General features: G+C 63.2%; 29 protein-coding genes. 24 read left to right on the forward strand and 5 right to left on the reverse strand.

Annotation, left to right across the window (positions count from 1 at the left end; genetic code table 11):
* The first annotated feature begins 70 nt into the window (after positions 1 to 70).
* The 7 genes from surE (at position 71) to AS26_RS01665 (ending at position 5,839) form a co-directional block, all read left to right on the forward strand.
* Positions 71 to 826, forward strand: coding sequence for a 5'/3'-nucleotidase SurE (gene surE, locus AS26_RS01635; RefSeq protein WP_245629551.1), 756 nt, complete (start codon positions 71 to 73; stop codon positions 824 to 826).
* Between the two features lie 16 nt (positions 827 to 842).
* A complete protein-coding gene (locus AS26_RS01640; protein ID WP_012810959.1) occupies positions 843 to 1,022 on the forward strand; it encodes a YpmA family protein in 180 nt (59 codons plus the stop codon).
* Positions 1,019 to 1,531 carry a hypothetical protein gene (locus AS26_RS01645; protein WP_062305601.1) on the forward strand — a complete coding sequence of 171 codons (513 nt, stop codon included), beginning with the start codon at positions 1,019 to 1,021 and terminating at the stop codon, positions 1,529 to 1,531. Before AS26_RS01640 ends, AS26_RS01645 begins: the two co-directional genes overlap by 4 nt.
* A gap of 101 nt (positions 1,532 to 1,632) precedes the next feature.
* Complete coding sequence (locus tag AS26_RS01650; protein WP_062305602.1) at positions 1,633 to 2,169, forward strand: hypothetical protein; 537 nt, start codon at positions 1,633 to 1,635, stop codon at positions 2,167 to 2,169.
* Complete coding sequence (locus AS26_RS01655) at positions 2,166 to 3,677, forward strand: ATP-dependent metallopeptidase FtsH/Yme1/Tma family protein (RefSeq protein WP_062305604.1); 1,512 nt, start codon at positions 2,166 to 2,168, stop codon at positions 3,675 to 3,677. Before AS26_RS01650 ends, AS26_RS01655 begins: the two co-directional genes overlap by 4 nt.
* 93 nt (positions 3,678 to 3,770) lie before the next feature.
* Positions 3,771 to 5,066, forward strand: a complete 1,296-nt coding sequence (gene asnS, locus AS26_RS01660; RefSeq protein WP_062305605.1) for an asparagine--tRNA ligase — start codon at positions 3,771 to 3,773, stop codon at positions 5,064 to 5,066.
* Positions 5,067 to 5,086: 20 nt separating this feature from the next.
* The gene (locus AS26_RS01665) at positions 5,087 to 5,839 is read left to right on the forward strand and encodes a DnaD domain-containing protein (protein ID WP_062305606.1); all 753 of its coding nucleotides are present in this window, start codon (positions 5,087 to 5,089) and stop codon (positions 5,837 to 5,839) included.
* A 36-nt stretch (positions 5,840 to 5,875) separates the two neighbouring features.
* On the opposite strand, the gene AS26_RS01670 is transcribed toward AS26_RS01665, so the two are convergent.
* A complete protein-coding gene (locus AS26_RS01670; RefSeq protein ID WP_062305607.1) occupies positions 5,876 to 7,027 on the reverse strand; it encodes a D-alanine--D-alanine ligase in 1,152 nt (383 codons plus the stop codon).
* Between the two features lie 49 nt (positions 7,028 to 7,076).
* Here AS26_RS01670 and AS26_RS01675 point away from each other — a divergent pair, with 49 nt between their 5' ends.
* The 3 genes from AS26_RS01675 to AS26_RS01685 all read left to right on the forward strand — a co-directional run bounded on the left by AS26_RS01675 (position 7,077) and on the right by AS26_RS01685 (position 10,001).
* Complete coding sequence (locus AS26_RS01675) at positions 7,077 to 8,441, forward strand: UDP-N-acetylmuramoyl-tripeptide--D-alanyl-D-alanine ligase (protein WP_062305609.1); 1,365 nt, start codon at positions 7,077 to 7,079, stop codon at positions 8,439 to 8,441.
* A gap of 175 nt (positions 8,442 to 8,616) precedes the next feature.
* Positions 8,617 to 8,856, forward strand: a complete 240-nt coding sequence (locus AS26_RS01680) for an RING finger protein (protein ID WP_062305610.1) — start codon at positions 8,617 to 8,619, stop codon at positions 8,854 to 8,856.
* Between the two features lie 188 nt (positions 8,857 to 9,044).
* Positions 9,045 to 10,001, forward strand: a complete 957-nt coding sequence (locus AS26_RS01685; protein WP_062305612.1) for an Mbeg1-like protein — start codon at positions 9,045 to 9,047, stop codon at positions 9,999 to 10,001.
* Between the two features lie 9 nt (positions 10,002 to 10,010).
* Here the strand turns inward: AS26_RS01685 and csaA are convergent, their stop codons facing one another.
* Entirely contained in the window at positions 10,011 to 10,343 is a 333-nt protein-coding gene (gene csaA / locus AS26_RS01690; protein ID WP_062305613.1) for a chaperone CsaA, read from the reverse strand.
* A 146-nt stretch (positions 10,344 to 10,489) separates the two neighbouring features.
* Between csaA and AS26_RS01695 the strand changes: the two genes are divergently transcribed.
* Positions 10,490 to 11,749 (forward strand): NRAMP family divalent metal transporter, encoded by a 1,260-nt coding sequence (locus AS26_RS01695; RefSeq protein ID WP_062305616.1) that lies wholly within the window; start codon positions 10,490 to 10,492, stop codon positions 11,747 to 11,749.
* A gap of 35 nt (positions 11,750 to 11,784) precedes the next feature.
* Here AS26_RS01695 and AS26_RS01700 read toward each other — a convergent pair whose 3' ends face one another.
* Positions 11,785 to 13,050 carry an FAD-dependent oxidoreductase gene (locus AS26_RS01700; protein WP_062305617.1) on the reverse strand — a complete coding sequence of 422 codons (1,266 nt, stop codon included), beginning with the start codon at positions 13,048 to 13,050 and terminating at the stop codon, positions 11,785 to 11,787.
* Positions 13,051 to 13,192: 142 nt separating this feature from the next.
* On the opposite strand from AS26_RS01700, the gene AS26_RS01705 reads away from it, so the two are divergent.
* The gene (locus AS26_RS01705) at positions 13,193 to 13,741 is read left to right on the forward strand and encodes a DUF84 family protein (protein WP_062305619.1); all 549 of its coding nucleotides are present in this window, start codon (positions 13,193 to 13,195) and stop codon (positions 13,739 to 13,741) included.
* Positions 13,742 to 13,785: 44 nt separating this feature from the next.
* Here the strand turns inward: AS26_RS01705 and glnA are convergent, their stop codons facing one another.
* A complete protein-coding gene (gene glnA, locus AS26_RS01710) occupies positions 13,786 to 15,207 on the reverse strand; it encodes a type I glutamate--ammonia ligase (protein WP_062305620.1) in 1,422 nt (473 codons plus the stop codon).
* Between the two features lie 272 nt (positions 15,208 to 15,479).
* On the opposite strand from glnA, the gene AS26_RS01715 reads away from it, so the two are divergent.
* From AS26_RS01715 to AS26_RS01725, 3 genes are all read left to right on the forward strand, one after another.
* Positions 15,480 to 16,232: a phosphocholine cytidylyltransferase family protein gene (locus AS26_RS01715; protein ID WP_062305622.1), complete on the forward strand. Its 753-nt coding sequence runs from the start codon at positions 15,480 to 15,482 to the stop codon at positions 16,230 to 16,232.
* On the forward strand, positions 16,225 to 16,935 hold the full coding sequence (locus AS26_RS01720) for a CDP-alcohol phosphatidyltransferase family protein (RefSeq protein ID WP_062305623.1): 711 nt from the start codon (positions 16,225 to 16,227) through the stop codon (positions 16,933 to 16,935). Before AS26_RS01715 ends, AS26_RS01720 begins: the two co-directional genes overlap by 8 nt.
* A 264-nt stretch (positions 16,936 to 17,199) precedes the next feature.
* The gene (locus AS26_RS01725) at positions 17,200 to 18,387 is read left to right on the forward strand and encodes a 4-hydroxybenzoate 3-monooxygenase (protein WP_062305625.1); all 1,188 of its coding nucleotides are present in this window, start codon (positions 17,200 to 17,202) and stop codon (positions 18,385 to 18,387) included.
* Here the strand turns inward: AS26_RS01725 and AS26_RS01730 are convergent.
* The gene (locus tag AS26_RS01730) at positions 18,354 to 19,181 is read right to left on the reverse strand and encodes an IclR family transcriptional regulator (protein ID WP_062305626.1); all 828 of its coding nucleotides are present in this window, start codon (positions 19,179 to 19,181) and stop codon (positions 18,354 to 18,356) included. The two genes, AS26_RS01725 and AS26_RS01730, sit on opposite strands and share 34 nt — an antisense overlap.
* A gap of 175 nt (positions 19,182 to 19,356) precedes the next feature.
* Here AS26_RS01730 and AS26_RS01735 point away from each other — a divergent pair, with 175 nt between their 5' ends.
* From AS26_RS01735 to AS26_RS01775, 9 genes are all read left to right on the forward strand, one after another.
* The gene (locus AS26_RS01735) at positions 19,357 to 20,166 is read left to right on the forward strand and encodes a DODA-type extradiol aromatic ring-opening family dioxygenase (protein ID WP_062305628.1); all 810 of its coding nucleotides are present in this window, start codon (positions 19,357 to 19,359) and stop codon (positions 20,164 to 20,166) included.
* A 37-nt stretch (positions 20,167 to 20,203) separates the two neighbouring features.
* Positions 20,204 to 21,640 carry an aldehyde dehydrogenase gene (locus AS26_RS01740; protein WP_062305643.1) on the forward strand — a complete coding sequence of 479 codons (1,437 nt, stop codon included), beginning with the start codon at positions 20,204 to 20,206 and terminating at the stop codon, positions 21,638 to 21,640.
* Positions 21,641 to 21,654: 14 nt separating this feature from the next.
* Positions 21,655 to 22,449 carry a 2-keto-4-pentenoate hydratase gene (locus AS26_RS01745; protein ID WP_062305645.1) on the forward strand — a complete coding sequence of 265 codons (795 nt, stop codon included), beginning with the start codon at positions 21,655 to 21,657 and terminating at the stop codon, positions 22,447 to 22,449.
* Entirely contained in the window at positions 22,446 to 23,345 is a 900-nt protein-coding gene (locus AS26_RS01750; RefSeq protein ID WP_062305629.1) for an acetaldehyde dehydrogenase (acetylating), read from the forward strand. The genes AS26_RS01745 and AS26_RS01750 overlap by 4 nt, the downstream gene beginning before the upstream one ends.
* A 6-nt stretch (positions 23,346 to 23,351) precedes the next feature.
* The gene (gene dmpG / locus AS26_RS01755; protein ID WP_083515945.1) at positions 23,352 to 24,410 is read left to right on the forward strand and encodes a 4-hydroxy-2-oxovalerate aldolase; all 1,059 of its coding nucleotides are present in this window, start codon (positions 23,352 to 23,354) and stop codon (positions 24,408 to 24,410) included.
* Complete coding sequence (locus AS26_RS01760) at positions 24,379 to 25,158, forward strand: 2-keto-4-pentenoate hydratase (RefSeq protein ID WP_062305630.1); 780 nt, start codon at positions 24,379 to 24,381, stop codon at positions 25,156 to 25,158. The genes dmpG and AS26_RS01760 overlap by 32 nt, the downstream gene beginning before the upstream one ends.
* A 12-nt stretch (positions 25,159 to 25,170) precedes the next feature.
* Positions 25,171 to 25,380, forward strand: coding sequence for a 4-oxalocrotonate tautomerase (locus tag AS26_RS01765; protein ID WP_062305632.1), 210 nt, complete (start codon positions 25,171 to 25,173; stop codon positions 25,378 to 25,380).
* On the forward strand, positions 25,377 to 26,348 hold the full coding sequence (locus AS26_RS01770) for an amidohydrolase family protein (protein WP_062305633.1): 972 nt from the start codon (positions 25,377 to 25,379) through the stop codon (positions 26,346 to 26,348). The genes AS26_RS01765 and AS26_RS01770 overlap by 4 nt, the downstream gene beginning before the upstream one ends.
* Before the next feature lie 198 nt (positions 26,349 to 26,546).
* Positions 26,547 to 26,947: VOC family protein (locus AS26_RS01775; protein WP_174519909.1), on the forward strand; the 401-nt coding region annotated here is incomplete at its 3' end.

Consider the following 26,947-nt stretch of genomic DNA (forward strand, 5'->3'; position numbering starts at 1 on the left):
GTACTCCTAAGTATGAGCGACGCGCCGCGGTCGTATGAGGCGTGAGGTGAGGAGAGAGGAGAACGCCGTCATGCGCATCTTAATTAGCAACGACGATGGCATTCAGGCCGCGGGGCTCGTTTCACTGGTGGAAGTCGCGTCGACGTTTGGGGAGGTCATTGTGGCTGCGCCTGACCGGCAGCGAAGCGCCTCGAGCCACGGGATCAGCCTGCACCGAGCCATCCGCGTGGAGCGACGTGAGGTTCCGGGGGCGTCGGACGCGTTCGCGATCTCCGGGACGCCGGTGGATTGTTGCAAGTGGGCGCTCGCCGTGCTGCACGCCGAGCGGCCGTTTGATCTCGTGCTATCCGGGATCAACGCCGGCGCAAATTTGGCAACGGATGTGCTCTACTCGGGTACCGTCGCCATCGCGGGCGAGGCGGCCTTGCAAGGGGTCAAGGCGCTCGCCCTGTCCCACGTCGGGCCACCGTTCGACTTCGCCTCGGCGCAAGAGGCGTGTCGATTGCTCATCGAACTCGCCATCGAGCTCACTCTGCCTGCCGACACCTTCCTCAGCGCCAATATTCCCTTCGTCGGCAAGAAGACGTGGACCCGCGCCGACATCGTGTGGTGTGACCTCGGTGTGCGGAGGTACCATGACATTTTTTCGCGCGAACTCGACGTGGAAGGGCACGAAGTGTATCGTTATGGAGGGGATATTCTTGACGAGACAGGCGATGGGCTTGTCGACATCGGCGTGGTGCGATCGGGCAAGATCAGTTTGACCCCCTTGCGATACCACTTCACCAACGACTCTTTCTTGCAGGACATGATATCTCGTTCATGACGGCGGGTGGAATGGTTTGGATTCCAAATGGAGCGTCTATGCAACCATGGTCTGTTCGAATTCGGAAGACCTGTATCGCCTGATCGATTTTCTCAACCGAAATCTGAAAGATAAGGACGTCATTTTCGGGATGGCCAAGTCAGAGCAGCATCCTGACAAAGTTCAGATTACGATTTACCGGACGGATGCAACATGACGAAGCGCAGGACCATATGGACTTCGGTGCCGATCGCGATGGTCGTGATCGGCATCGGCGTTCTCACGTACTTGTGGAACTTGTTGACCCCGTACTGGGCGGCTGAGCAAAAGGCCGCGGCCTACGTGCTGAATCACACGCCTCTCGACCAGTTGGAATCCTACAGCGTGTTCACCGCGGCGGGCGTCGAGGACGTGTTCCGCGGCGAAGATAGCTTCGGGCGGACGTGGTACGCCTTTTACATCCCGGCGATGCAAAGAGCGTTTGTCCTGCCGTCGACGGCGGTGCTCGCCCCCGGCGAGGTGAAAAAGCGGGCGGCGTCGCGCGGTCTCGAAGTCCAGTCCATCACGCTCGGCTATGTGGCGAGCGAAGAGGGCGCGCCAAGCTGGGCCAAATCCGGGACTGCGGTGTACGAGGTCATGGGGCGCCTGAACGGGCGCCTGGCCTTTTTGTATTTCAATGCGAGGACGGGGCAGCTCCTGTGGCAGAACGCGCTCGCTCGTTCCTGAAGGGCTGGAAACGCGGGAAACAAGTGCGACTGAACACATGTTCGACAGCGTGCTATACTGGTTTCAGCCGCACAGACCAGCGATAGAAGGGGGCGAGGTCGTTGTCTCGCATCCGCGTTGTGCCGATCTTCGTGACGGCGCTCCTGATGCTCGCGCTCCTCATCGGCGGCTGGCAGGCCTATCAACACTATAACTTGTTGAACCCGCTGAAGAGAAGCCTGCAGTCGGTGGCCGGTGTGGAACGAGTCGATATCACGACGGGAAGCCCGGATGTGGTGGTCGTTCAACTGGGGCCCTTTCAGGCGCTGAAAGAAGGCGATCTCCAGATGACCTACGACGCCATATCCGACGAAATAGAGCAGAAACTTGGCACAAACGTCAGTGTTCGCCTTGGCGATGCACATGAGGGGCCGTTGACGCAGCTGTTCGAGAGCGTGTTCGAGCTCTACATTCAACAGGGCATCGCCAAAGAGGACTACACGCAAATGGCTTCGGAAGTGGCGCGGCTGGCGAAGTCGTACCACCTGGCCTATCGCTTGACGATGGACAATAACGACATCTATCTCCAGTTGCAAAAGGGCCCCTACTACCTGTATCGCGTGATTCCATACGCGCGCGCGGGAGGTGCGGCGTCATGACCATGCGAGAATGGCTCATCGGAACCGGCATCGCTGTAGTGGCGTTCTTGGGCATCCTCCACGTCATTCAAATCATCCCTGTCCTTTTTCTCGCGGGATTGGGGGCCATGCTTTGGGTGATCCTGGACCGGCGGAATGGGCAAGCGCCTGCCGGCCGAGACGTTTCGGTCCGGCCCGACGTGTCGTTTGACGAGATCGGCGGACAGGAGTCTGCGAAGCGCGAATTGATGGAGGCGCTCGACTTCCTGCGGTATCGCGACCGCATTTCGCAACTCGGGATTCGCCCCATCAAAGGGATCTTGCTCACAGGACCTCCTGGGACGGGGAAGACGCTCATGGCCAAGGCCGCGGCCACTTACACGGATTCGGTGTTTCTGTCCGCGTCGGGTTCGGAATTCGTCGAGATGTACGTCGGCGTGGGTGCAAGCCGCGTGCGCGATCTGTTTCGCCGCGCTCGGGCGCTGGCGAAGCGGGAAAACAAGGACAGCGCCATCATCTTCCTGGACGAGATCGACGTGGTGGGCGGGCGGCGCGGGCAACACAGCCATCAAGAGTATGATCAGACGCTGAACCAACTGCTCACGGAAATGGACGGAATGAACACGTCTCAGCATCCGTTCGTGCTCGTCATGGCGGCCACCAATCGGCCCGATATGCTCGATCCGGCGCTGCTCAGGCCCGGGCGCTTTGATCGCCAGATTCGCGTCGATCTCCCGGATAAGGAAGGGCGGCTGCACATTCTCCGCATCCAGACGAAAAACAAGCCCCTCGCGCCGGACGTGGATCTCGAACACATTGCTCGAGAAACCTTTGGGTTCTCGGGTGCCCAGCTCGAAGCCGTCGTCAACGAAGCGGCCATCATGGCGCTCCGGAAGGGAGAGTCCGTCATTCGGCAGGAGATGTTCCGGGACGCGGTGGACAAGGTCCTGATGGGGGAAAAGACGGGGCGGCGTCCGACGGACGAGGAGCTGGAACGCGTGGCGGTGCACGAGATCGGCCATGCCATCGTGACGGAGCTGTTGCGGCCGGGCGCGGTCTCGCACATCACCATCGCTCCGAGGGGCCGAGCGCTCGGCTTTGTTCGACAGATCCCGGAAGATGACCAGTATCTCTACACGAAGGAACAGTTGGAACAGCAGATTGACATCGCGCTGGCCGGTTGTCTGGCGGAAGAGCTTCAGTACGGAAATCGGAGCACGGGGGCGCAGAACGATTTTCAGCAGGCCTCTCAGTTGGCGAGGACCCTGGTGAAGTGCGGGCTGTCCAGGCTCGGCATTGTCGACGAGGAGCACTTGCCGGAGCGGCTGCTCGAGCGCGAGGTCCGCTTCATCCTCGCCGAACGGGAGCGGGCGACGCGAGAACTGCTTCGGCCGTATCAAGGCGAGATCGCCCGCCTCGCGAAGCAGGTTGTGCGCGACGAAAGTGTGGACGGGGCCGAGTTTCGCCAGTGGATGAAGGGGCTCGCGTCCGCCGAGCTCACGTCGGCCATGACCGCGGCAAGCGACTGAGGGCCGTCCGCTGGCGCAGGGGCAGCCAAGCCCCTGCGCGTTTTTGCTATAATCGGTGCGTATCGCGTTCGCACGTGTATGGGGGGTAACCGCGTGGCTGAATGGACCACGGTTCGCCAACTCGCTGATCACGTCGGTCAAGACGTGCGGTTGCGGGGATGGCTGTACAACAAGCGTTCAAGCGGCAAGATCCACTTTCTTCAAGTTCGAGATGGGACGGGGCTTGTTCAGTGCGTGGTGGTGAAGTCCAACGTCTCGGACGAGACGTTCGCGGCGAGCGATGCGCTTACGCAGGAATCGTCGCTCGTCGTCGAAGGAAGCGTGCGCCAGGACGCGCGCGCGCCGGGGGGATACGAGATCGACGTCCGCCGCATCGAGCCGGTGCACGTCGCGCACGAGTATCCCATCGCCCTCAAGGAGCACGGGATCGACTTTCTGCTCGATCATCGCCATCTGTGGATCCGCGTGCCGCGGCAGCGGGCGATTCTCCGGATTCGCGCGGAGGTGGAGCGCGCCGTCCAGGCATTTCTGGACGACAACGGGTTTACGCGCGTGGACGCGCCCATCCTGACGCCTGCCTCGTGCGAGGACACCACGGAGCTGTTTGAGACGCGCTACTTCGAGGATACGGCGTATCTGACCCAGAGCGGCCAATTGTACATGGAGGCCGCGGCCATGGCGCTGGGGAAGGTGTACTGCTTCGGCCCGTGCTTCCGCGCGGAGAAATCGAAGACGAGGCGCCATCTCATCGAGTTCTGGATGGTGGAACCCGAGATGGCCTTCGTCGAGCACGAGGAGAATCTGCGGATCCAGGAGGCGCTCGTCGAGCACGTGGTGCAGTCGGTCATCGACCGCTGCGCGCCGGAGCTCGAGCTGCTCGGACGGGACATCTCCCGGCTGGAGCGGGTTCGGGCGCCATTCGCTCGCATGTCGTACGACGACGCCATTCGCTGGCTTCGCGATCACGGCTTTGACATCGCGTGGGGCGACGACTTCGGATCGCCGCACGAAACGGCGCTCGCCCAGGAGTTTGACACGCCGGTGTTCATCGAGCGGTATCCCACTAAGCTGAAGGCTTTCTACATGCAGCCCGATCCCGACCGGCCCGAGGTGGTCCTCTGCGCCGACATGCTCGCGCCGGAAGGCTACGGCGAGATCATCGGGGGGAGCCAGCGCATTCACGACTACGAGCTCCTCAAATCGCGCTTTGAGGAACACCGGTTGCCGGAGGAAACCTACGGGTGGTATCTCGATCTGCGGCGCTACGGTTCCGTGCCGCACTCCGGATTCGGCCTCGGCCTGGAAAGGACCATTGCATGGATCTGCGGGCTCGATCACGTCCGAGAAGCGATTCTGTTTCCCCGCATGCTGTATCGAATGGCGCCGTAAGCGCAAGGGGAGGCGAAGATATGGAACCTTCGGGCCGGCCAGGCGGAAACAGCGATTACTTGAGCGCGCCGTTCGTCGCCGTGCCGTGCGATCTCCTGCGGCGCTTCGCTCAGCTTGGCCTGCACCCGCATGAGCTCGTCGTTCTGTTGCAGATCCTCGCGAGCGGGCAGACAGAGGGCACGACGGAGCTCTCGCCCCATGAACTGGGCGAACGCTGCGGCATGTCCAGCAAGGAGGTCATGGCGTGTGTGGAGCGCCTCGTGACGGAAGGGTTTCTCGCCATCGGGGAGCGGTACGACGATCAGGGAGCGCATGTGACCTACTTCGATCTGCAGCCGCTCTGGGACAAGCTGAAGGGGCGCCAGCGCATGGTGCAACCGCCCGCGGAGAAGGACCTCGTCAGCTTGTTCGAAGAGGAATTTGGGCGCCCTCTCTCGTCTTTGGAGTGCGACCAGCTCAGGGCGTGGCTCGGCGAACACGGCTATCCAGAGTGGCTCGTCGTCGAAGCGCTGAGGGAGAGCGTCTTGGCCAACAAATACAGTTTTCGCTATATCGATAGGGTCCTGTATACCTGGCAAAAGCACAACGTGCGCTCACGCCAGGACCTCGAACAGTATCGCGCACAATACCGCGAACGACAGGCTCAGTGGCGGGGCGAGTCCCAGGCCGCTCCGCCAAAGTCGAGATCGCGATCCGCCTCGCCGCGCGCCACTGCGCGCGAACCCGTGCGCGACGAGCGTTACGCCAGTTTCTATGAGCTCTTTCCCGACTGACGAGAGCGCGGCTGGAGAACCAGCCGCGCTCGTCCATTACGCCTTGTCATACGATCTCAAAAGCTGGCTTCGCTCTGCATGTCGTTCCAACGCGAGTTCGATCAGGCGATCCAGCAGTTTGTCGTACGCGAGCCCGCTTGCTTCCCAGAGCTTCGGGTACATGCTGAAGCGCGTGAACCCGGGCATCGTATTGATCTCGTTCACGAGCACGCGCCCCGTCCCGCGCTCGACGAAAAAGTCCACTCGCGCGAGCCCCGCGCCGTCGATGGCCTGGAAGGCTTGGATGGCGTACGACTCCACGGCCTTCCGCTCCTCCGCGGACAAATCTGCAGGAATACGCAGTTCCGCGCCCCCGTCCTGATATTTCGCTTCATAGTCGTAAAATTCGCGCTCGGGTAGGATCTCGCCAGCCACTGAGGCCATCGGGTGGTCGTTGCCGAGGATGCCGATCTCGATCTCGCGGGCGTCGATGGCTTCCTCGACAATCACGCGTCGATCGTACGTCAGGGCGAGGTGCACCGCTTGCACGAGCTCCCGCTGATCGCGAGCTTTGGAAATGCCGACGCTCGATCCGAGATTCGCGGGTTTGACGAAGCAGGGGTAGCCGAGTTGCTCCTCGATTTCCCGCACGATCCGGCCGTTGTCCTGGGTCCACGAGGCGCGCGTGAATCCGACCCAACGCGCCTGCGGGATTCCCACCGCGGAAAACACCTGCTTCATGGCGATTTTGTCCATGCCCAAAGCCGATGCAAGCACGCCGGATCCCACATAGGGGATTCCGACTATCTCCAAGAGCCCCTGGATGGTGCCGTCTTCGCCGAACGTTCCGTGGAGCACGGGAAAGACGAGGTCGATCTCGTTCACGAGCGCCGGAGGGAGCCAGTCGGGCGAGCGCCTGACCTCGACGGACGAGAGTCCCTGAATCTCCCGATTGATGAACCGCTTCGACGGGGACGAGGCGTTCTCGGCGCTCTTCGCCGGCAGCGCGGCTGGCTGCTTGGCCTCGAGGGCCTTCCACGCGCCCTTCCCGACGTGCCAACGCCCATCCTTCGAAATTCCAATGGGTATCGTGGTATAGTGGAGAGGATCCAGCGCATCCATCACCGACTTGGCCGACTGCAGCGAGACCTCGTGTTCACCGGACTTTCCGCCAAAGATGACGCCGATCCTCAGTTTGCGATTGGGCACAGAACATCCATCTCCTTTTCAAAAACCTGCGTAGAGGGGAACGAACCATATGACACCGATGTCATTTGCGGACTTCGTCCACGTCGTAGGGGGCATCCCCCTCGTCGACCAAGCTCCGGACGTCACCGTCACGGGCGTGGCCATCGATCATCGACAGGTTCAACCAGGTGACGCGTTTGTCGCCTTTGTGGGGCAGCGCGTCGACGGGCACCAGTTTGTCGACGAAGCGTTTCGCCGCGGAGCCAGTGTAGCCGTCGTCACCAAAGACGTCAAGACGCTCGGTCCGTCGGTGCGCGTCCCACACGCCCTTCAGGCTGTGCAGGCGCTCGCCCGATGGGAACGCGCTCACTTTGACGGTCCCGTGGTGGGCATCACGGGGTCGAATGGGAAGACGACGACCAAAGAGATGGTCGCCGCCGTGCTCACTGCGCTCGGCCCGTGCGTGTACACCTCGGCCAACCAGAACAACGAATTGGGCTTACCCCTCACCATTCTACAGCGGCAAGCCTCGCATCGTGCCATGGTTCTCGAGATGGGGATGCGCGGCTTGGGACAAATTGAAGAACTGTGCCTCATCGCTCGGCCGAACATCGGCGTCATCACGCATATCGGGTACAACCACATCGAGCTCCTGGGGAGCCAGGAAAACATCGCCCTCGCTAAAACAGAGCTCATCGCAGGCTTGCCGCAAGACGGCGTGGCCGTGCTAAACGGAGACGATCCGTGGCTTCGCCGCATGCAGCACCGCACGCGCGCGCGCATCCTGTGGTACGGGATGAGCGATGGGTGTGACGTCCGCGCCACTTCGGTCAATTGGTCGCAGGAAGGCATGTCTTTCAAGGTCGAGACGCCCAAAGGATCCGAGAACCTGCGGATTCGGCTCCTGGGCCAGCACAATGTGATGAACGCGCTGGCCGCTGTCGCGGTGGGGCAGGCACTCGGCATTTCTTTGGCCGACGTTCAGGCGGGTCTCGGCCGCGTCGAAGCGCAGCGAGGCCGCCTGCGCCTCGTGGATGCCGGCGAGGTGACGGTGATCGACGACGCGTACAACGCAAGCCCCTCGTCGGTCGGCGCGAGCCTCGAGGTGCTCGAGCGCATTGCGAAGCCCGGGCACCGCGTCGCCGTGCTCGGCGACATGCTGGAGCTCGGGGAGATGGCCGGCGAGGCGCACCGGGAAGTCGGGCGCAAAGCCGCGTCGGCCGGCGTGGACCGGCTGCTCTGCGTCGGCGAGTTGGCCATCGAGATGGCGCGCGCTGCACAAGAGGCGGGCGTGCCGGTGGTCCGTCACTTTCCGACCTTGGAAGAGCTTCTATCCTGTCTCGGATCCTACCTCGAGCCGAGAGACGTCGTGCTGGTGAAGGCGTCGCGAGCGATCCAGCTCGATCGCGCCGTGGACGCCATCGCGGCCCTGTGAATCGGGGCGGGTACCCCGCCCTCGCCGCCGAATTTTCACGAGATTTTGCGCGAATCCGGATCGGTTCGTCAGCATCTTTCGAGTAAAATAGAATTGTCGCACCTTTGAACATGTCACCGCGGGTCTCAAACTGTCGCATCGGAATCTCGGCTAGGCGGCGAAAGGGGAATGCCTCGTGGTCACTTGTCCGATCTGCAACGAACTGTTGCAGGAACTGACGTCGGTGCACTGCATGACGCGCCACGGCATGACGAAGGCGAGCGTGATTGAAAAGTACGGCAAGCCGAAGCGCCTGTTCCTCACGTTCGCATCCAACTATGCCATCCAAACGCCGACCATTAGTCCGCGCGACTTCTTGAATTCACAGCTGTTAACAGATCGACTCCTGTCCAAAACGAGAAAGTTTCATGTATAGATGCCGTTCGTCGCAGGTCGGAATCCATCGAGGAGGCGGGCGTGCCCCAGGGGAGGCGCGCCCGCCACTTGTTTGAATGCGTCGGATCGTGGCAACAAATATACAGAGGTTCTGCGCACGGGATGGACTCCCGCGGATGGACGGGTGTGGTATACTGCTGGCGTTGGAGAAGGGAGGAGGCAAAGCGAATGCGATCGCCGTCGTTTTGGAAGCGACTCTTCGCGTTCACGGCCGCGTCCGCGATGCTCGTCGTGCCCTTCCGATTTCTCACCGTGAATGCCGTTGTGCGCGAATCCGATGCAAAGCCCTCGGCCTCCGTCTCATCCGTGTCCGATGTCACGGACGGAATCTACGACGGCGTGTTGATGAAAATGACCGACCTGTCGTACGTCAACCTGGCGGCGGAGGTGGGGCAGTCGATGGACGAGATGGAACGAGAGGCGCTCGTCCACCGCGGCCCGAAGTCCCTCCTCGACGAAATCGAACGCGTGAACAACATGGACTGGCATGAGACGTACGCAGAGGCCGTCCACGAATTCTTCGCCGATTTGCGCGGATGGCGGGTTCTGGCGGTCGACAACGAAGAGGCCCAGGCGGGATTCTACGCGGTAGCGTACCAGAAAGGGCCCGACGTCGTCATCTCGTACCGCGGTACGACCAACAACGTCATGGATCTGGTCGCCGACGCGGGAATCTATTTGAGCGTTCCCAATATGATTGACCAACTCAACCCCGCGAAGTCGTTCTTCGCCTTGGCGTGCGCTCGGGCGTCGCAAGCGGTCCACGAATCGCCGATTCACGTGGTCCTGACCGGACATTCGATGGGTGGCTGGCTCGCGCAGTCCGTCTACCTGGAGGAGCGCAGGGTCGCCGGCCCGTGGGACATCGCAGGGGTCATCGTGTTCAATTCCATCGGCACAGGGTTTCAGCCGATGGCAGATCCATCGGTCGCCATCAAGGACTACCACTTTGACGGCGACGTCTTCAGCCGCTACGGAACCTCCCTCGGAAGCGTCATCGACGTTCCAAACCCAGATCCGGACGCGTCCGTGTACGATAAACACCAGATGTATGAGTTTTACCATTACTTTTACCCATACGCCGACGGCACGGAGACCGCGCCGGCCGCCGGAGAGCGGGCGTGACGCGGCCGCTCACCCAATCGGCGTGCCGTTCGGCACGGGCGCGTCAGGCGTGAGCAGGACCACATCGCCCTCCTCCGGCAGTCCTCCGAGCACCAACACTTCCGAGGAAAACCCGGCAATGCGGCGCGGAGGAAAGTTGGTGACGGCCACGACCTGCCTGCCGACGAGGCCCTCGGGCGTGTACCGCCGCGTAATTTGCGCGCTCGACGCGCGCACCCCAATCTCGTCTCCGAAGTCGATCCACAGCTTGATGGCCGGTTTCCGCGCTTCCGGGAACGGCTCGGCTCTCACGACGGTTCCAATGCGGATGTCGAGTTTCTGAAAATCTTCGATCTGCGCCACGCGCAAGCACCTCCACGGAATGTTGACTGTTGCAATCAAGTTTCGTGTTAGGTTAGACTAACGATAGCATAGAGATTCGGCAAACTCCGTCTATCCCTAATCCTATCCGCGGCGAGATGGTGTTTGCAACGAGGGGAATGGGCGAGATGGGACAAACGGACATCCTCCAGGCGGAGGTGCCGCGTTCGGCGCGGGGTTTTTGGTGGCGGCTCCTCGCGACGGTAGGGCCTGGCGTGATCGTGATGCTCGCCAACACGGACGCGGGCTGTATCATCACGGCCGCGCAGTCCGGGGCGGAGTGGGGCTACGCGATGGTGCTGCCTCAGTTGGTTCTGATCCCGATTGTCTATTTGGTGCAGGAAGTGACCGTGCGCCTCGGTCTCGTGACCGGGCGCGGACATGGGGAATTGATTCGACAACACTTCGGGCGGGGATGGGCCTGGATCTCCGTGTCCACGCTCTTCTTGTCCGCGATTGGCGCACTGGTGACCGAGTTTGCCGGCATTGCGGGCGTCGGAGAACTGTTCGGCATCTCGCCGTACTACACGGTGTCGACGGCGACCGTGCTCTTGATCGCGCTCGCCCTGACGGGCAGCTACAGGCGCGTGGAACGCGTCGGGATCGCCATGGGGCTGTTCGAACTGGCGCTGGTGCCGGGGGCGCTGCTCGCACACCCCTCGTGGCCTCAGCTGCTGCGGGGCCTCGCGACCGTGCCGCTCAACCACCCGAGCTACGTGTACCTGCTCGCGGCGAACGTCGGCGCCGTCATCATGCCGTGGATGATCTTTTACCAGCAGTCGGCGGTGGTGAACCGCAAGTTAACCCTGCGGGACCTTCGCTTCGCCCGCTGGGATACGTTCTTGGGATCGATTTTGACCCAGGTCATCATGATTGCCGTGGTCGTCATGATTGCGGCGACAGTGGGGCGGACGCACCCGAACGCCTCGCTCGAGACGGTGGGCGACATTGCGCAGGGCCTCACGCCGTTTCTCGGCACAGCTGCGGCGAAAGTGATCTTTGGCCTCGGCATGCTCGGCGCGAGCTTCGTGGCCGCGCTGGTCGTGTCGCTCGCGGGCGCGTGGGGCATCGGCGAGGTCACGGGCATTCGCCACAGCTTGAACACCCGCTGGAAGGACGCGAAGGCCTTTTACACGGTGTACAGCTTGGCGCACATCGGCGGCGCGTTGCTCGTCTTCAGCGGCGTGAACCTCATCAACCTCTCGGTGGACACCGAAGTGATGAATTCGCTTCTGTTGCCCATCGTGCTTGGCTTCCTGTTGCTGCTCGAGCGCCGCGCCCTTCCGCCCGAGTATCGCATGCGCGGCTGGTACCGAGCCGTTGTCACCGGCCTGTCCTTCATCGTGATGGCCTTTGGCGTGTACATGGGCCTGCAGCTCGTCATCTGACGGCGCAGGCCCTTTCGCTTGCCGCGGTTCTCGCGTCAAATCATCGCGCCCTGTCGCTCCAACTCGGCCCGCACGGTCGACGCGGCCGGCGCCTCGCCGTACGAGGCCTGCAGCGCGGCTGCGACGCCCGCCGCATGGCCCGTGGCGAGCGCCGTGCCCATGACGCGCGCGGACGCAAAGGCCGTCGGATCGCAGTCGATCACGCGCCCTGCGCACCACAGATTGGCGCGATCGCGCGCCTTGAGCGAGCGCAGGGGAATCTCGTAGTACGCGCGGTCCCGAATGTGTTGATAGCGCGGCGGCTCGCCAGGCTGGTGGATCTCGACCGGCCATCCGCCTCGGGCGATGGCATCCTCAAATTTCGCCGCATTCAGCACCTCTTCTCCGGTCAAGCGGTATTCCCCGTCAATGTGCCGGGTTTCGCGCACGCCGATGCTCGGCCCCGTGGCGACGAGGTAGGCGTCCTTGAACCCGGGCACGTGTTGACGAAACGCCTCGAGATAAGCCCAAGCCTGTCGCCGCGCCGACATCTCTGCCTGGGTGAGGCTCGCGCTGTCCAGTCCGTTCACCGCTTCGTCCGCGAAGAGCGCCAGCACGTTGTGCGATCCCGGCAACCGGACCACCATGCCTCTGTCCTTGGTGAGCACCGTGTCGCCCTGGCGCTTGGCTTGCCAGACAGCCGCGGTGAACTGGTGTCGGTGCAGTTGCACGTCGGGGGATACGCCGCCGAACTGCATGACCAACGTTCCGGCCTGTACGCGGCCCTCCTCATCGCCGTATCGGACGCCGTTGCCGCTCATGAAGGCGAGATCCGCTTCTCCGCTCGCATCCACGAACGAGGAAGCCTCGACGGCGAACATTCCGCCGTGATGAAAGCAGTGGATGGCCCGAATCCGATCCCGCTCGACATCACAGCCGACCACCGTCGTGTGGAGCCGGGCTTCGACCCCGGCTTCAAGGATCAGTTGGTCCAGCGCGAACTTCGTGCCTTCTGCGTCCAAGGGCACGATGACATTTCCGGAGCCAGGGTTTCGAATCGGACCGTAGTACTTGCCGAGCTCGTCGAGTTTCTCGAGCAGCCGCCGTCCCACGCCGCCCACCACGGGTTCGAGCGGCTCCCGCTGCGCAAACAAGCCGCAGATGGTCAACACGGATGCGTGTGTCGCCGCACCTCCAAAATACGGGTTGCGCTCGACGATGAGGGTCTTTGCCCCGAGGCTCGCGGCGCCCACTGCGGCAGCGACACCGGCGCTGCCGCCGCCGACCACGACCACGTCATATCGCAACGTCTGCTGAGTCACCTTTCAACCTCCCGGCCCAGTCCAAAGCGCATGTCTATCATACAACATCGGTGGAGCCGCGAATATGGGAGATCCGGTCGGCAGATGTCGATCGCGGCGTTTGGGATCGCTACAATGAAGGCGGGCAGGTGGTGAATGGAAGATGCGGAATGAAGCGACGATCCGAGTGGCGCTCGGATCCCTGAACCGCGCCAAGCGTGAGGCGGTGGAGCGCGCGCTCGCGGCGTTCGGCGTGCGGGGCGAGATCGAGTGCGTGGACGTGCCCTCCGGCGTTCGGGCGCAGCCGCTCACGGACGAGGAGACGCGTCGAGGGGCCGTCGAGCGGGCGAAGCGGGCGCGGCGCGCGATGGGCACAGACCTCGGCGTGGGACTGGAGGGCGGCGTCGAGGAGACGGAGCACGGGATGATGCTCGTCAACTGGGCCGCAGTGGCGTATGGAGACGACCAAGTGGCGGTCGGCGGCGGCCTGCGCCTGATGCTGCCGGACGAGATCGCCCAGGGCATTCGCGCGGGCATGGAGCTCGGCGACGTCATGGACGCTTGGATGGGCACGACCGGGCTTCGCCACCGGGAGGGGGCCATCGGCGCGCTGACCGGCGGTCGAATCACGCGATCCGGCATGTTCCGGGACGCGCTCGTCTGCGCGCTCGCGGCCGCATTTCCGGAAGGGCGAAGGGCCAGCGACCGATAAGACACGGCGAGGCCGCGCGCCCGACGCGCGCGGCCTCTTTACCATCACAGGTCGAAGTACAGCGAGAACTCGTAGGGATGCGGGCGCAGGTGCAGGGGCGCCAGCTCGTTGTTCCGCTTGAAGTCAATCCAGGTGCGGATGAAGTCTTTCGTGAACACGCCGCCTTCCAAGAGGAACTCGTAATCCGCTTCGAGCGCGTCGAGCGCCTCGCCGAGCGACCCTGGTACGCTCTTGATCTGCGCCTTTTCCTCCGCCGAGAGCTCGTAGATGTTCTTGTTGATGGGGCCAAACCCGAGTTCCGTCGGATCCAGTTTCCGGCGAATGCCGTCCAGGCCGGCCATGAGCATGGCGGCGAACGCCAGATACGGGTTTGCGGTGCAATCCGGCGTGCGGAACTCGATGCGCGCCGTCTTTGGCGACACGACCGCCACAGGAACGCGGATGGCCGCACTGCGGTTGCCGCGCGAGAAGACCAGATTGACCGGCGCTTCGTAGCCAGGCACGAGTCGCTTGTAGGAGTTTGTGCTCGGGTTGGAGAAGGCGAGAATCGCCGGGGCGTGGTACAGAATGCCCGCAATGTAATGCAGCGCAACGTCGCTCAAGTTGGCGTAGCCGCCTTCTCGATAAAACAGCGGTTCGTCTCCGTTGAACAGGCTCTGGTGGACGTGCATGCCGGAACCGTTGTCGCCGAAAATGGGCTTCGGCATGAACGTGGCCGTCTTGCCGTGCCGGCGCGCGACGTTGCGCACAATGTACTTGTACGTCATGACGGTGTCCGCGGTGCGGGTGAGCGTGCCGAATCGGAAATTGATCTCCGCCTGACCGGCCGTGGCCACCTCGTGGTGATGGCGCTCGACGCGAATGCCAGCCTTCATCAACTCGAGCACCATTTCCGTGCGGATGTCCTGCTGCGTATCCGTCGGCGCGACGGGGAAATAGCCACCCTTGTTCTTGACGTGATAGCCAAGATTTTTCGGGCCCGTGCCGGTATTCCAGACGGCTTCCTCGGAGTCAATCGCGTAGAACGCACCGCTCTGTGCGGAGTCGAACCGGACGTCGTCAAAAATAAAGAACTCCAGCTCCGGCCCAAAGTAGGCGGTCGTCGCAATGCCCGTCGACTTCAGGTATTCTTCCGCCTTCTCCGCGATATACCGGGGATCTCGCTCGTAACGGTTCCCGCCCGGTTCGTACACGTTACACGTGACCGCGAGGGTCGGAACCTCCGTGAACGGGTCCAGGAAGGCGGTCTCGAGCACGGGCCGCATCACCATGTCGCTCTCTTCGATGCCCCGGAAACCCGGGACGCTGGAGCCGTCAAAGGCAACCCCTAGCTCCAAGACCTCTTCGTCGATCTCGGTCGCGGGTACGGTGACGTGATGCTGGCGGCCCGGGACGTCCACGATGCGAAAATCCACCATTTGAACTTCGTGTTGCTTCATGAGATCAAGAATTTCGCGCGGCGTCAAGTTCGATTCCTCCCACTGTGCAACGCTGAACTGCGCTCATTATAGGAGTCGTTTGAAAGGAACGTCAATGCTTTATGTTAGATTACCTTACATAGGGCGAGAATTTGTCACACGCTGTCGCGCCGGGAAGGTACAGCTCGGTGCGTGTCGTCTTTTTGAGGTTTTTTTGAGGTTAGACAAAGTATAGTCGTATATCGGGCTCATTTTTGGCTAACCATTCTGGCAACCGTGGACATGCATCTTGTCGTCGCGGGTTATGGGGGAATTCCGAGATGAAACCGACCGCAATCATCCTCGCGGCTGGCGTGTCGCGCCGCATGCGCCCACTGACCGATGATCGGCCGAAGTGCTTGTTGCCGGTGGGGCCGAAGGCGGTCATCGACTGGCAATTTGAGGCACTAGGTAAAAACGGAGTTCGCGACGTGATCATGGTCGTGGGTTACCGAAAGCAAATGGTTCAGGATTACGTCCGGACGCACTACCCTTCGTTCGACGTGCGATTCATCGAGAATCCGGCCTATGAATCGACCAACACGCTGTTCTCGCTGAGCCATGCCTTGCGCGACTGGCGCGGGGATTTCTTCTATATGAACGCAGACGTGGTCTACGATGCGCGGATCCTCGCGCGCCTCGTCCCTGGAGAAGAAGGCGGCTATCTGGCCGTTGACAAGAAGCAGTGCCGGGACGAAGAGGTCAAGGTGGAGGTCCGTTCGGGCCAGATTGTGGCCATCGGCAAGCACCTGGACCCCGCGGTGTGCGAGGGCGAATTTATCGGCGTCGCGAAGTTCGCGGGTCAATTTGCCGAGCGATTCCGCCGGCAGGTGCTGGACCTCGCCGTAGAAGGGAATGAAATGCAGTTTTTTGAGTACGCCCTGGATCTTTTGGAGGACAAATCGGGCCTGGTCTCCGTCGATGTGACGGGCCTCCCTTGCGTCGAGATCGATTTTCCTGAGGACTACCAATACGCGGTGGAAAGCGTGGTGCCTCGGCTCCTGGCCGCGCAAGGGGCGGAGCGCGATGTCTGAGCTGAAGCGCATCGACGCATGTGCGAAACGCCCCATTGACATCTGGACGAATTATTTGTTTTATCCGCTCTCGATCCGGCTCGTCTACCTGCTGCGCAACACGCCGGTGACGCCGAATCAAATCACGCTGTTCTCGCTCTTTCTGTGTCTGCTCGGATGCTGGGGCTTTTCGACAGGCATTCGGGGCGACGTGATCGCCGGCCTTGTGCTCGTGGAAATCTCCTACGTTTTCGATTGCGCGGATGGTCAGTTGGCGCGTTATCGCCAGCAATTTTCCGCCATCGGCGGTTGGTTGGATCAGGTGGCGGATCGCATCAAGGAGTTCGCCATCTACTTCAGCTTGGCGTACGGCTACACGCGCTGGCACCCAAACGCGGCGGGCCTCTGGGCGTGGGCGATGACGGCGCTCTTTGCTCTGTATCTGCTCGAGTACTACGGGCAAATCCGGTTCAAGCCGCGGGAGATGGCGTCTGCGGTCGCGCAGGAGGCCTCGAGCCATCACACCTTTCGCCGCGCGCAACGGTGGCGGAGCTTCGTTCCTTTCCGCGGCTTCATCATCGGTGAGCAGTATTTTGCTCTCCTGGTGTTTGTGGCGCTGAACGCCGTACCGGCTCTGTTTCACTTTGTCGCCATCTTGGGCCTCGTCATGTGTGCCTATCGGCCGGCGGTGCAATTGTACAAATGGTCCCGAGGCATCGCGTGAGGCTCGTTCGCGAGTCGACCGATCTTTCGACGCAGGAGTGCCGTGTGCCGCCTGCGCCTTTTTTTGCGCCTGAGATCGGCAACAAATTGAAACCGAGTGGGACAGAAGGGTGAACGCCGCGCGCTCGAGTAGGATGGCCGGGGGAAACCTGTGCGCCCATTCCGCATGTCGGAACACGAGGCTGTGCGGCGTCGACGCCTCGCGTTAGACTGGATTTGGAAGTTGTTGACGACATCCACTTGATGGAATGCGAGGTGGAGACGCATGCGCACACAGGTGGGCATCATTGGGGCGGGCCCTGCGGGCCTCATGTTGTCTCTGTTGCTGGCGCAGCGCGGCGTGGAATCGGTGGTGCTCGAGGCGAGATCGCGCCAGGCCATCGAACAAACGATTCGAGCGGGCGTGCTGGAACAGGGAACGGCCGATCTGATGCGCGAACTCGGCGTGCATCGCCGGATGGAGGAACTGGGCGACGAGCACGAAGGCATCGAATTTCGCTTTCGGGGCCGAGGGCGCCGAATCCCGCTCAAGGAGCTGACCGGCAAGTGCGTCACGCTCTACGCGCAGCACGAGGTCATCAAGGATCTCGTGGCGGCCCGTCTCGAGCAAAGCGGAGAGATCATGTTTTCCGTTCAGGACGTGCGGCTGGAAGGCATCGACAGCGAACGGCCGCGCATCCGCTTCCGGAGGGACGGAGATGCGCCGGACGAGGTGCTGGAGTGCGACTTCATCGCCGGCTGTGACGGATTCCACGGCCCAAGTCGAGCTTCGATTCCGGAAAGCGCTCGCCAGGAGTTTGCGAAAACGTATCCAATGGGGTGGCTCGGCATCCTGACGCAGGCGCCTCCATCGAGCCGGGAACTGATTTACTGTGCGAGCGATCGAGGGTTTGCGCTGGTCAGCACGCGTTCCCCGGAGATCCAGCGCATGTACCTGCAGGTGGATGCGGACGACGACATCCGCAATTGGTCGGACGATCGCATCTGGGAGGAGCTGCGCTTGAGGCTCGCCACGGAGGACGGGTGGGCGCCTATTGAGGGTCCCATTCTGCAGAAGTCCATCGTGCAGATGCGGAGCTTTGTGTGTTCTCCCATGCAGTATGGGCGCCTGTATTTGGCTGGGGACGCCGCGCACATCGTGCCGCCGACAGGGGCCAAGGGCCTGAATCTCGCGGTGTCCGACGTGCGCGTCCTCGCGGAGGCGCTAGGGCGCTACTACCGAGACGGATCGGCCGAGTTGCTCCATCGCTACTCCGCCATCTGCCTGCGGCGCGTGTGGAAAGCGGAGCGATTTTCGTATTTCATGACGCAGATGTTGCACCGTTTCCCTGATCACTCGCCGTTTGAACGAGAGATTCAGTTGGCAGAATTGGACTACGTCACGTCCTCTCGGCACGGGCTCGCAACCATCGCCGAAAATTACGTCGGCCTGCCCATCGAGTGGGACACCTGAAGGCGCGTGCGGGACGACACCCGTTCATAGTAGCCGAGTCGATTGGAGATTTCCTTGCTGATGGACAGGAGGGTCTTCGCGAGCGACCTCATCTTCTCGTCCGTGAACCTTGCGGCAGGGCCTACAGCGGTGACGGCCCCGATGACGCGCCGCGTGTAATCGCGAACCGGCGCAGCGACGCTGTTCACGCCCGGGCGAAGTTCGCCGACGCTTGTCGCGTAACCCGCCTCGCGAATTTGCGCGAGGACCTTGCGCAGGCGGTCGGGATGCGTGATGGTGTTTGGCGTGAACGGCTGGAGTCCACGGCGAATCACCTCTTCCACCATCGATTCGTCTTGGTAGGCGAGGATGACCTTTCCGGAACTCGTGCAATAGAGCGGGTTGCGCCGGCCGACGTGCGTCGCGATTTGCACGGGATGTTTGCACTCGAGCTTGCTCACGTACACCGTGCAGAAGTCTTCCAGCACGGCAAGGTGAACCGTCTCGTCGAACCGGTGCACAAACTCCTCAAGGAGGTGCTGACCTTCGCGGCAGATCTCGAGGTTCGACATGATGATGCCGCCGAGGCTCAGCACGGAAAGACCGAGTCGGTACCGGTGCGTCTCTTCATCTCGGTGCACAAACCCCTCTTCGGCGAGGGTCGCCATGATTCGGTGCACAGTGCTTTTTGAAAGGCCGAGCTTGCGCGAAATTTCCGTAATACCAAGCTCAGGCTCGTCTTGGGAGAAGCAGCGGAGCGCCTGAAGCGCGTGGCGGAGCGACGAAAGCGTGCGTGCATCCGACTGCCGCGGCATAGGCCATCCCTCCCTGGCGAAGATGAAAGCGCTTCTAGGAATGGTGTATCACGTTCCGCATAGAGAAACAAGTGCGTACAGCGAGCGCTTTCCGCGTGCTACCATGGGGGCAGCAGTCGGGGGAAGGTCACCCGCCGAAGAAGGATCCGCGCAAGGCATTTGGGGAGGGATTCAGATGACGCTGGAATTGGCCATGATCACGCCGCACACGCCGCGGATCTGCCATCGGGATCGCGTTCCGGATTTCCAGAAGCAGATGGTCGAGGCGATGTTGAAGTGCGCGGACGTGATCGATGAAATCCGGCCTGACGTGGTCGTGATCATCTCGTGCCATTGGATGTCGAGCTTCATGCACTACGTCGATGTCACGCCGCGGCACAAAGGCATTTTGACGGCGGTGGAGTGCCCGGATCTGATCAGCGACGTGCCCTACGACCACCCGGGCCATCCGGCGCTCGGCAGGCGACTGGTGGAGGCGGGGCAGCGCAACGGCCTTCAGGTCGTCGCGGTGGACGATCCGACGTACGTGTGGGATTACGGCACGGTGGTTCCGCTCAGGTACTTGCTCAAGCGCCCCACGCCCGTCGTGGCCCTGTCCGTGTGTTGGGCCGCGTCGCTCGAGGAGTCGATGCGCTGGGGCGAAGTGATGGGGGATGTGTTCCTCGAGTCTCCCGAGCGCGTGGTGTTTTTGGCGAGCGGGGCGCTCGCGCACAACCTGGGACGCGGGCCGGAGAAATGGCCGAACCTCACGGAGCAAGCGCTGGATCGAGAATTTTGCCAATATCTCGTCAAGGGAGACAAAGCGTCGGCCGTGAGCATGTTGCCTTCGTACGTGCGGGCCGCGGGCGTGGAGTCCGGTGGGCGCCACGTGGCGGTGTTGCTCGGCGTGCTAAGGAAGCAGTTTGAAGGCGAATTGCACGGTTACGGCCCATCGTCGGGATCCGGCAACCCTGTGCTCACCATCCGATATCGCGATGCAAGTTGAGTCTTACGACGGACAGTGGAGATGGCGAGGGATGACCATGGAACGAGTGCTGCACTTTATCGACGGCGCTTTTGTGCCGTCCGAGGACGGTCGGACGTTTGACAACGTCAACCCGGCGACGGGCGAGCGAATTGGCACAGTGGCCGAGGGAGGGCGCGCCGAGATCGACAAGGCCGTGCGGGCGGCGCGGCGGGCGTTTCGGTCGTGGAGCCGCACGACCGCCCAGGAGCGCGCGGCGATTCTGCATCGGATCGCCAACCTGATTGAAGAAAACCTGGAGGAACTGGCTCTGCTCGAGACGAGGGATACGGGCAAACCTCTGTCGCTCGCAAAGAGCCTCGATATTCCGCGTTCCGCCTACAACTTTCGCTTCTTCGCCGACTTCGTGAAGGGGCTTTCGACGGAGACGTTCGAAATGGAGGGCGTGGCGTTGAATTACGCGCTCAGGCGCCCCGTCGGCGTGGCGGGGCTCATCTCGCCCTGGAATCTGCCGCTCTTCTTGCTGACCTGGAAAGTCGCGCCTTGCCTCGCGGCCGGCAACACGTGCGTCATCAAGCCTGCCGAGCTCACGCCGATGACCGCCACCAAGCTCGCCGAGATCTGCAAGCAGGCGGGCGTGCCGGACGGCGTGGTGAACGTGGTGCACGGGTTCGGGCCCGATGCGGCGGGGCAATTCCTCACCGAGCACGAGGACGTGGATCTGATTTCGCTCACGGGCGAGACGACGACGGGCAAGGCGGTCATGCGATCGGCGGCGAGCACGCTGAAGCGCCTCTCCTTTGAACTCGGCGGCAAGAACCCCAACATCGTGTTTGCGGACTGCGACTTCGAGGACGCCATCGCGACGACCGTGCGCTCGAGCTTCGTCAACCAGGGCGAGGTGTGCCTCTGCGGATCGCGCATCTACGTCGAGCGCCCGCTATATGACCGGTTCGTCGAGGCGCTCGTCGATCGCGCCCGGAAGCTTCGGATAGGCGATCCCCTGGATCCGCAGACCGACGTCGGCAGCCTTATCTCCGAAGAACACCTGCAGCGCGTGGACGGCTTCGTGCGGCGGGCCGTGGAGCAGGGCGGCCGCGTGCTGACCGGAGGCAAGCGACCGGAGCACCTCGCCCGGGGCGCCTTCTACGAGCCGACCGTGATTGTCGACGTGGACGAGACGTGCGAGATCACGCGGCAGGAGGTGTTCGGGCCGGTCGTGACGGTGCAGCCGTTCGACACGGAGGAAGAGGTCATCCGCCTGGCGAACGACACGCATTACGGCCTGTCCGCCACGCTGTGGACGTCGAACCTGAAGCGCGCCCACCGAGTCGCGGGCGAGCTCGAGGCGGGCGTCATCTGGGTCAACACCTGGTTCCTCCGGGATCTCAGGACCCCGTTCGGCGGCATGAAGCAAAGCGGCATCGGGCGCGAAGGCGGCGTGCACAGCTTCGAATTTTTCACGGAGTTAAAGAACGTGTGCATCAAGCTGTGATCGGAGTGGATGAGATGAGTGACCGGCTGGAATTCTTGGCGGAGGCGCTGTGGCGCGCGGAGCGCGAACAGGCGCCCATCCAGCCCCTGACGGATCAACACCCAGATCTTTCGGTGCAGGAAGCGTATCGCATCCAACTCGTGAACGTCAAGCGGCGGGTGGCGGCGGGCGATCGCGTCGTCGGGCACAAGATCGGCCTCACCAGCAAGCCGATGCAGATGCAGCTCGGCGTCGACCAGCCCGACTTTGGGCACCTGTTTCAGTCGATGTGGTTCGAGAGCGGCACGGCCGTCCATTTCCCGCTGATTCAGCCCAAGGTCGAGCCGGAGATCGCGTTCATTCTCGCGGAGGATCTCGTCGGACCGGGCGTCGACCTGCACCGGGTACTCGCGGCGACGCGGGCGGTTGTGCCCGCCATCGAGGTGATTGACAGCCGCATCGCCGACTGGCGCATCCGGCTCGTGGACACCGTGGCCGACAACGCGTCCGCAGGCTGCTTTGTCCTGGGGCATCTGCCCACCGACCCCTCCGGCGTCGATCTGGAGACCGTGGGCGGCGTGCTTAAGCTGAATGGAGACGTCGTGCAGACGGGCGCGGGCGCGGCGGTCATGGGGCACCCGGCGAAGGCCGTGGCCTGGCTGGCCAACACCCTGACCGAACTCGGCACGCCCCTGCGCGCGGGCCACGTCGTGTTGTCGGGCGCCGTCAGCGCGGCCGTGCCCATCCAGCCGGGCGATCGCGTCCAGTTGTCGTTCGGGCCGCTCGGCGGCGTGGAGTTCGTGTGGGCGAAAGGAGAGGGGTCGGATTGAAGAAGCTCAGTGCCGCGATCGTCGGGTCTGGGAACATCGGGACGGACCTGTTGATCAAGTTGAAGCGAAGCCCGTGGATCGAACCGCGCTTCATGATCGGTATCGACCCGGAGTCGGACGGCCTGCGGCGCGCGAGAGAGATGGGGCTTGAGACGTCGGCCGACGGCCTCAAGGCGGTCCTCGAACAGGGGGTGCGCCCGGACATCGTCTTCGACGCGACGAGCGCCAAGGCGCACGTGCGCCACGCGAAGCTTTTGCGTGAGGCGGGCATTCAGGCGGTCGACTTGACGCCGGCGGCGCGCGGGCCGTACGTCATCGCGGCGGTCAATCTGGAGGAGCACCTCGATTCGCCGAACGTCAACATGGTGACCTGCGGCGGCCAGGCCACCGTGCCGATGGTCTACGCGGTCAGCCGCGTGGTCGGCGTGCGGTACGCGGAAATCGTCGCCACCATCGCGAGCAAGAGCGCAGGTCCGGGCACGCGCGCCAACATCGACGAGTTCACCCAGACGACGGCGCGAGCGCTCGAGGCCATCGGCGGCGCGAAGCGGGGCAAGGCCATCATCATCCTGAATCCGGCGGAGCCCCCCATCCTGATGCGAGACACCATCTACTGCTTGATGGAGGACGCGAGTTCGGCCACCAAGGCCAAGGTGCTTGAGTCCATCGAACAGATGGTGCGCCACGTGCAGACGTTCGTCCCCGGGTACCGGCTGAACCGCGAGCCCATCTTCCAGGGCGATCTCGTCAGCATCTCCATCGAAGTGGAAGGGCTCGGGGACTACCTGCCGGTGTACGCGGGCAACCTCGACATCATGACCGCAGCGGCGGTCAAGTTCGGCGAAGAATACGCGCGTCACAGGATGCAGGTGGCGTCGGCGGAAGAGGCGAGGTGAGGCGCGGTGTCGTATCGGTACAAGATTGAGATCACGGACGTCACGCTGCGCGACGGCATGCACGCCGTGCGCCATCAATTCAGCGTCGAGGATGCCAAGGCCATCGCGAGCGCCCTCGACAAGACGGGCGTGGCCAAAATCGAGGCGTCCCACGGCGACGGGCTCGGGGGAAGCTCCATCCAATACGGGTTTTCGAAGGAGTCGGAGGAGGATTACGTCGGCGCCGTGTGTCAGACCGTCCAGCGGTCGCAGGTGGTCGCGCTGCTCTTGCCTGGCATCGGGACGCTCGAAGACTTGAAGCGCGCCGTCGATCTCGGCATCCGCGGGGTGCGCGTGGCCACGCACTCGACGGAGGCGGACATCTCGGCGGAACACATGGAAGAGGCGCGCAAGATGGGGCTCGACGTCGTGGGGTTTCTCATGATGAGCCACATGACGGAGACGGAGCGGCTGGTCGAGGAGGCGAAGAAGATGGCCTCCTACGGCGCCCACTGCGTGTACATCGTCGATTCAGCGGGCGCGATGCTTATGGACGAAGTCCGCAAAAAGGTGTCCGCGCTGCGCGAGGCGCTCCCGGATGACGTCCAGGTCGGCTTCCACGCGCACAACAACCTGGGTGTCGCGGTCGCCAATTCCATCGCGGCGGTGGAGGAGGGCGCCTACCGAATTGACGCGAGCCTGGCCGGACTTGGCGCCGGAGCGGGCAACACGCCGCTTGAGGTGTTCGTAGCCGCGTGTGAGAAGTACGGCATCGAGACGGGCGTGGATCTGTACGCCGCCATGGACGCGGCGGAGGATGTCGTGCGCCCGCGGATGGCGCGGCCGGTTTTGACGGATCGCACGGCGCTCACGCTTGGGTACGCGGGCGTGTACTCGAGCTTCCTCTTGCACTCGGAACGAGCCGCAAAGCAGTTTGGGGTGGACGTCCGCGACATCCTCGTGGAACTGGGCAAGCGCCGCGTGGTGGGCGGCCAGGAGGACATGATTGTCGACGTCGCGTACGAGATCGCGCACGGCAGGGAGGCGAACGCGGATGGCCCTGTCTCTTTCGTCCATCGCGGATGAGCTATACCGCCACCAGACGGCGGCCACCGAATTGAAAAAGCTGACGCTGCGTTACGAGGGGCTCACCGTGGACGACGCGTACGAGATCCAGCGGCTGACCATGCAGAAGTACATGGCGGAAGGGGCGCGGCTCGTCGGCTGGAAGATGGGCCTCACGAGCAAGGCGAAGCAGCGCTCCGTAGGGGTCGACGAGCCGATTTTCGGCCATCTTCTCTCCACCATGGAACTCACGCGCCCCACGCTCTCGATGAAGGGACTCATCCATCCGCGCGTGGAGCCCGAGATCGCGTTTGTGTTCCGGAGCCGCCTGGAGGGGCCGAACGTGACCGCGCGCGACGTGTGGTTCGCGACGGAGTGCGTTGTCCCAGCGGTCGAGATCATCGACAGCCGGTACGAGAACTTTTCGTTCACGCTGGTGGACGTGATCGCCGACAACGCGTCGAGCGCGCGCTTCTACCTGGCGGATCAGGCGTTCTCGCCGTACGCGTTTCGGCTGGACGAAGTGGGCGTGGTCATGCGCCAGAACGGCGAGGTCGTGCAGACGGGCGCGGGCGCGGCGGTGCTCGGCCACCCGGTGCGATCCGTCGTGGAACAGGTGCGCATGTTGACGCGGTTTGGCGCGGCCATCGAGCCCGGCATGGTGGTGCTGACGGGCGGCATCACGGAGGCCATCTACGTGCATCCGGGCGATCGCGTCGAGATCGCCTTCGCGGGCATGGGCGCCATCGAACTGGAGATCACCGAGTGAGGAGGGGACGAGGTGCCGCTGGTCCAGGTCACCATGGTGGAAGGGCGCACGCCGGCGCAGAAGCGGGCGCTCATGGAAAAGCTGACCGACGCGGTGGTGGAGACGCTCGGCGCGAAGCGGGAGACGGTGCGGGTCATCCTGTACGAGGTGCCGAAGGCGCACTGGGGCGTCGGCGGCGTGTCGAAAGCGGAGCAGGACGCGGCGCGGGGTGAAGGCCCGTGACCGAGTCCCGCAAAACGGCGGACGTGCACACGCATTTTTTGCCTCGCGACGTGCTCGACTTCCTTCGGCGCGAGCCTCGCATCGATGCCCGTCTGGAGCAACGCGCGCCCGACAAGGAGCCCTATCTCACGGTGGAGGGCCGGTGGTCGTTTGAGCTGAAGCGCACATTCGTCGACTTCGAGGCGTACGCCGCCGCCTACGAGCGCGCCGGCATAGGGCTGGCGCTCGTCTCGCCCTTGCCGCAGCTGTTTGTGTATCACCTGCCGGCCGACCTCGGCGCGCTGGTGGCCGAGGTGTACAACGACGCGCTTCGCGAGGTGCTGGCGCCGCACCGCGCGCGGTTTCGCCCGCTCGCCACGCTGCCGCTCGCCGATCCGGTTGCTGCCGCGCGGGAGTTGGAGCGCCGGATGGACGAGGGCTTCGCCGGGGCCATCGTGGGCCCGGGCGTCGGGGAGGCGCTCATCGGCGACGAGGTGTTCTGGCCGGTGTGGGAGGTGGCCGACGCGCGCGGGGCGGTCCTGTTTCTGCACCCGCTGCTTCACGCCGACCCGCGCGCGGCTCGCCTCATGATGCCGAATCTGGTCGGCGTGCCCTGGGAGACGACGCTTGCGGCGTCGCACCTCGTCCTCTCGGGCCTCATCGACCGGTATCCCGGCGCGCGCGTGCTCCTGGCGCACGGGGGCGGCTTTCTGCCGTATCAAATCGGGCGGATCGAACAGGGCTACGACGTCTGGCCGCAGGTGAGAGCTCGGCTGCAGGACAGGCCGACGGCGTATCTCCGGCGCATGTTCTACGACAACGTGCTTTGGTCCGACGCCGCCCTGCGGTGTTTGATCGACGTGGTCGGCGCCGATCGCGTCCTCGGGGGTTCGGACTTTCCGTTTGACCTGTCCGCCTGGCCGCCCCGAGCGGGGGCCGACGTGTCCGCGCTCTTGGGCGCCGACGCGGGCGACCGTTGTTCGCCTTGAGCGCAGGGCGATGCCGCCCTGCGCGGCGCGAGGCGCGGGCGAGATCGAGCGAAAGCGTTGACATTTGCGAGGGCGTGCGGCATCCTATGATTGTCGCCCAGATTGTCATACAATCATGTTGTGTGGGGCGTCATCCTGTCGCGGATGCGCCGAGAAACCTTGGGCGAGATCGGCCGACTGTGAGAGGGGGAATTGAGCATGAGCACCGAGCCCGTGTATGACATCGCGCACCTTGGGCACGTCGAGCTGTTCACGCCGGTCATCGAGGAGAGCTACCGGTTCTTTCGAGACCTGTTGGGCATGGAAGAGGTGGGGCGCGAAGGGGGCTCCATCTATCTTCGGTGCATGGGCGACTACGAGATGTACTCGCTCATCCTGACCGAGTCCGAGCGGGCCGGTGTCGGGCAGACAGCGCTTCGCACGACGAGTGAACAGGCGCTTTCGCGCCGAGTTCGAGCGCTCATGGAGTCGGGTGTCGACGGGGAGTGGGTCGATGCGAGCTTCGGCCATGGACCCGCCTACCAGTTTCGGGGGCCGGACGGCCACTTGTACGAACTGTACTACGAGACGAACTACTATCAGCCACCAGAACACCTGCG

It is taken from the genome of Alicyclobacillus sendaiensis NBRC 100866, assembly GCF_001552675.1.
Classification (GTDB): domain Bacteria; phylum Bacillota; class Bacilli; order Alicyclobacillales; family Alicyclobacillaceae; genus Alicyclobacillus; species Alicyclobacillus sendaiensis.

Coding starts and splice junctions, on each gene's coding strand:
- AS26_RS01745 (WP_062305645.1), top strand. CDS start 21,655: ATGAGTGACCGGCTGGAATTCTTGGCGGAGGCGCTGTGGCGCGCGGAG.
- AS26_RS01655 (WP_062305604.1), top strand. CDS start 2,166: ATGACCATGCGAGAATGGCTCATCGGAACCGGCATCGCTGTAGTGGCG.
- AS26_RS01645 (WP_062305601.1), top strand. CDS start 1,019: ATGACGAAGCGCAGGACCATATGGACTTCGGTGCCGATCGCGATGGTC.
- AS26_RS01705 (WP_062305619.1), top strand. CDS start 13,193: ATGCGGAATGAAGCGACGATCCGAGTGGCGCTCGGATCCCTGAACCGC.
- AS26_RS01715 (WP_062305622.1), top strand. CDS start 15,480: ATGAAACCGACCGCAATCATCCTCGCGGCTGGCGTGTCGCGCCGCATG.
- AS26_RS01735 (WP_062305628.1), top strand. CDS start 19,357: ATGACGCTGGAATTGGCCATGATCACGCCGCACACGCCGCGGATCTGC.
- AS26_RS01720 (WP_062305623.1), top strand. CDS start 16,225: ATGTCTGAGCTGAAGCGCATCGACGCATGTGCGAAACGCCCCATTGAC.
- AS26_RS01725 (WP_062305625.1), top strand. CDS start 17,200: ATGCGCACACAGGTGGGCATCATTGGGGCGGGCCCTGCGGGCCTCATG.
- AS26_RS01760 (WP_062305630.1), top strand. CDS start 24,379: ATGGCCCTGTCTCTTTCGTCCATCGCGGATGAGCTATACCGCCACCAG.
- AS26_RS01695 (WP_062305616.1), top strand. CDS start 10,490: ATGGGACAAACGGACATCCTCCAGGCGGAGGTGCCGCGTTCGGCGCGG.
- AS26_RS01685 (WP_062305612.1), top strand. CDS start 9,045: ATGCGATCGCCGTCGTTTTGGAAGCGACTCTTCGCGTTCACGGCCGCG.
- surE (WP_245629551.1), top strand. CDS start 71: ATGCGCATCTTAATTAGCAACGACGATGGCATTCAGGCCGCGGGGCTC.
- AS26_RS01665 (WP_062305606.1), top strand. CDS start 5,087: ATGGAACCTTCGGGCCGGCCAGGCGGAAACAGCGATTACTTGAGCGCG.
- AS26_RS01740 (WP_062305643.1), top strand. CDS start 20,204: ATGGAACGAGTGCTGCACTTTATCGACGGCGCTTTTGTGCCGTCCGAG.
- AS26_RS01675 (WP_062305609.1), top strand. CDS start 7,077: ATGACACCGATGTCATTTGCGGACTTCGTCCACGTCGTAGGGGGCATC.
- AS26_RS01730 (WP_062305626.1), bottom strand. CDS start 19,181: ATGCCGCGGCAGTCGGATGCACGCACGCTTTCGTCGCTCCGCCACGCG.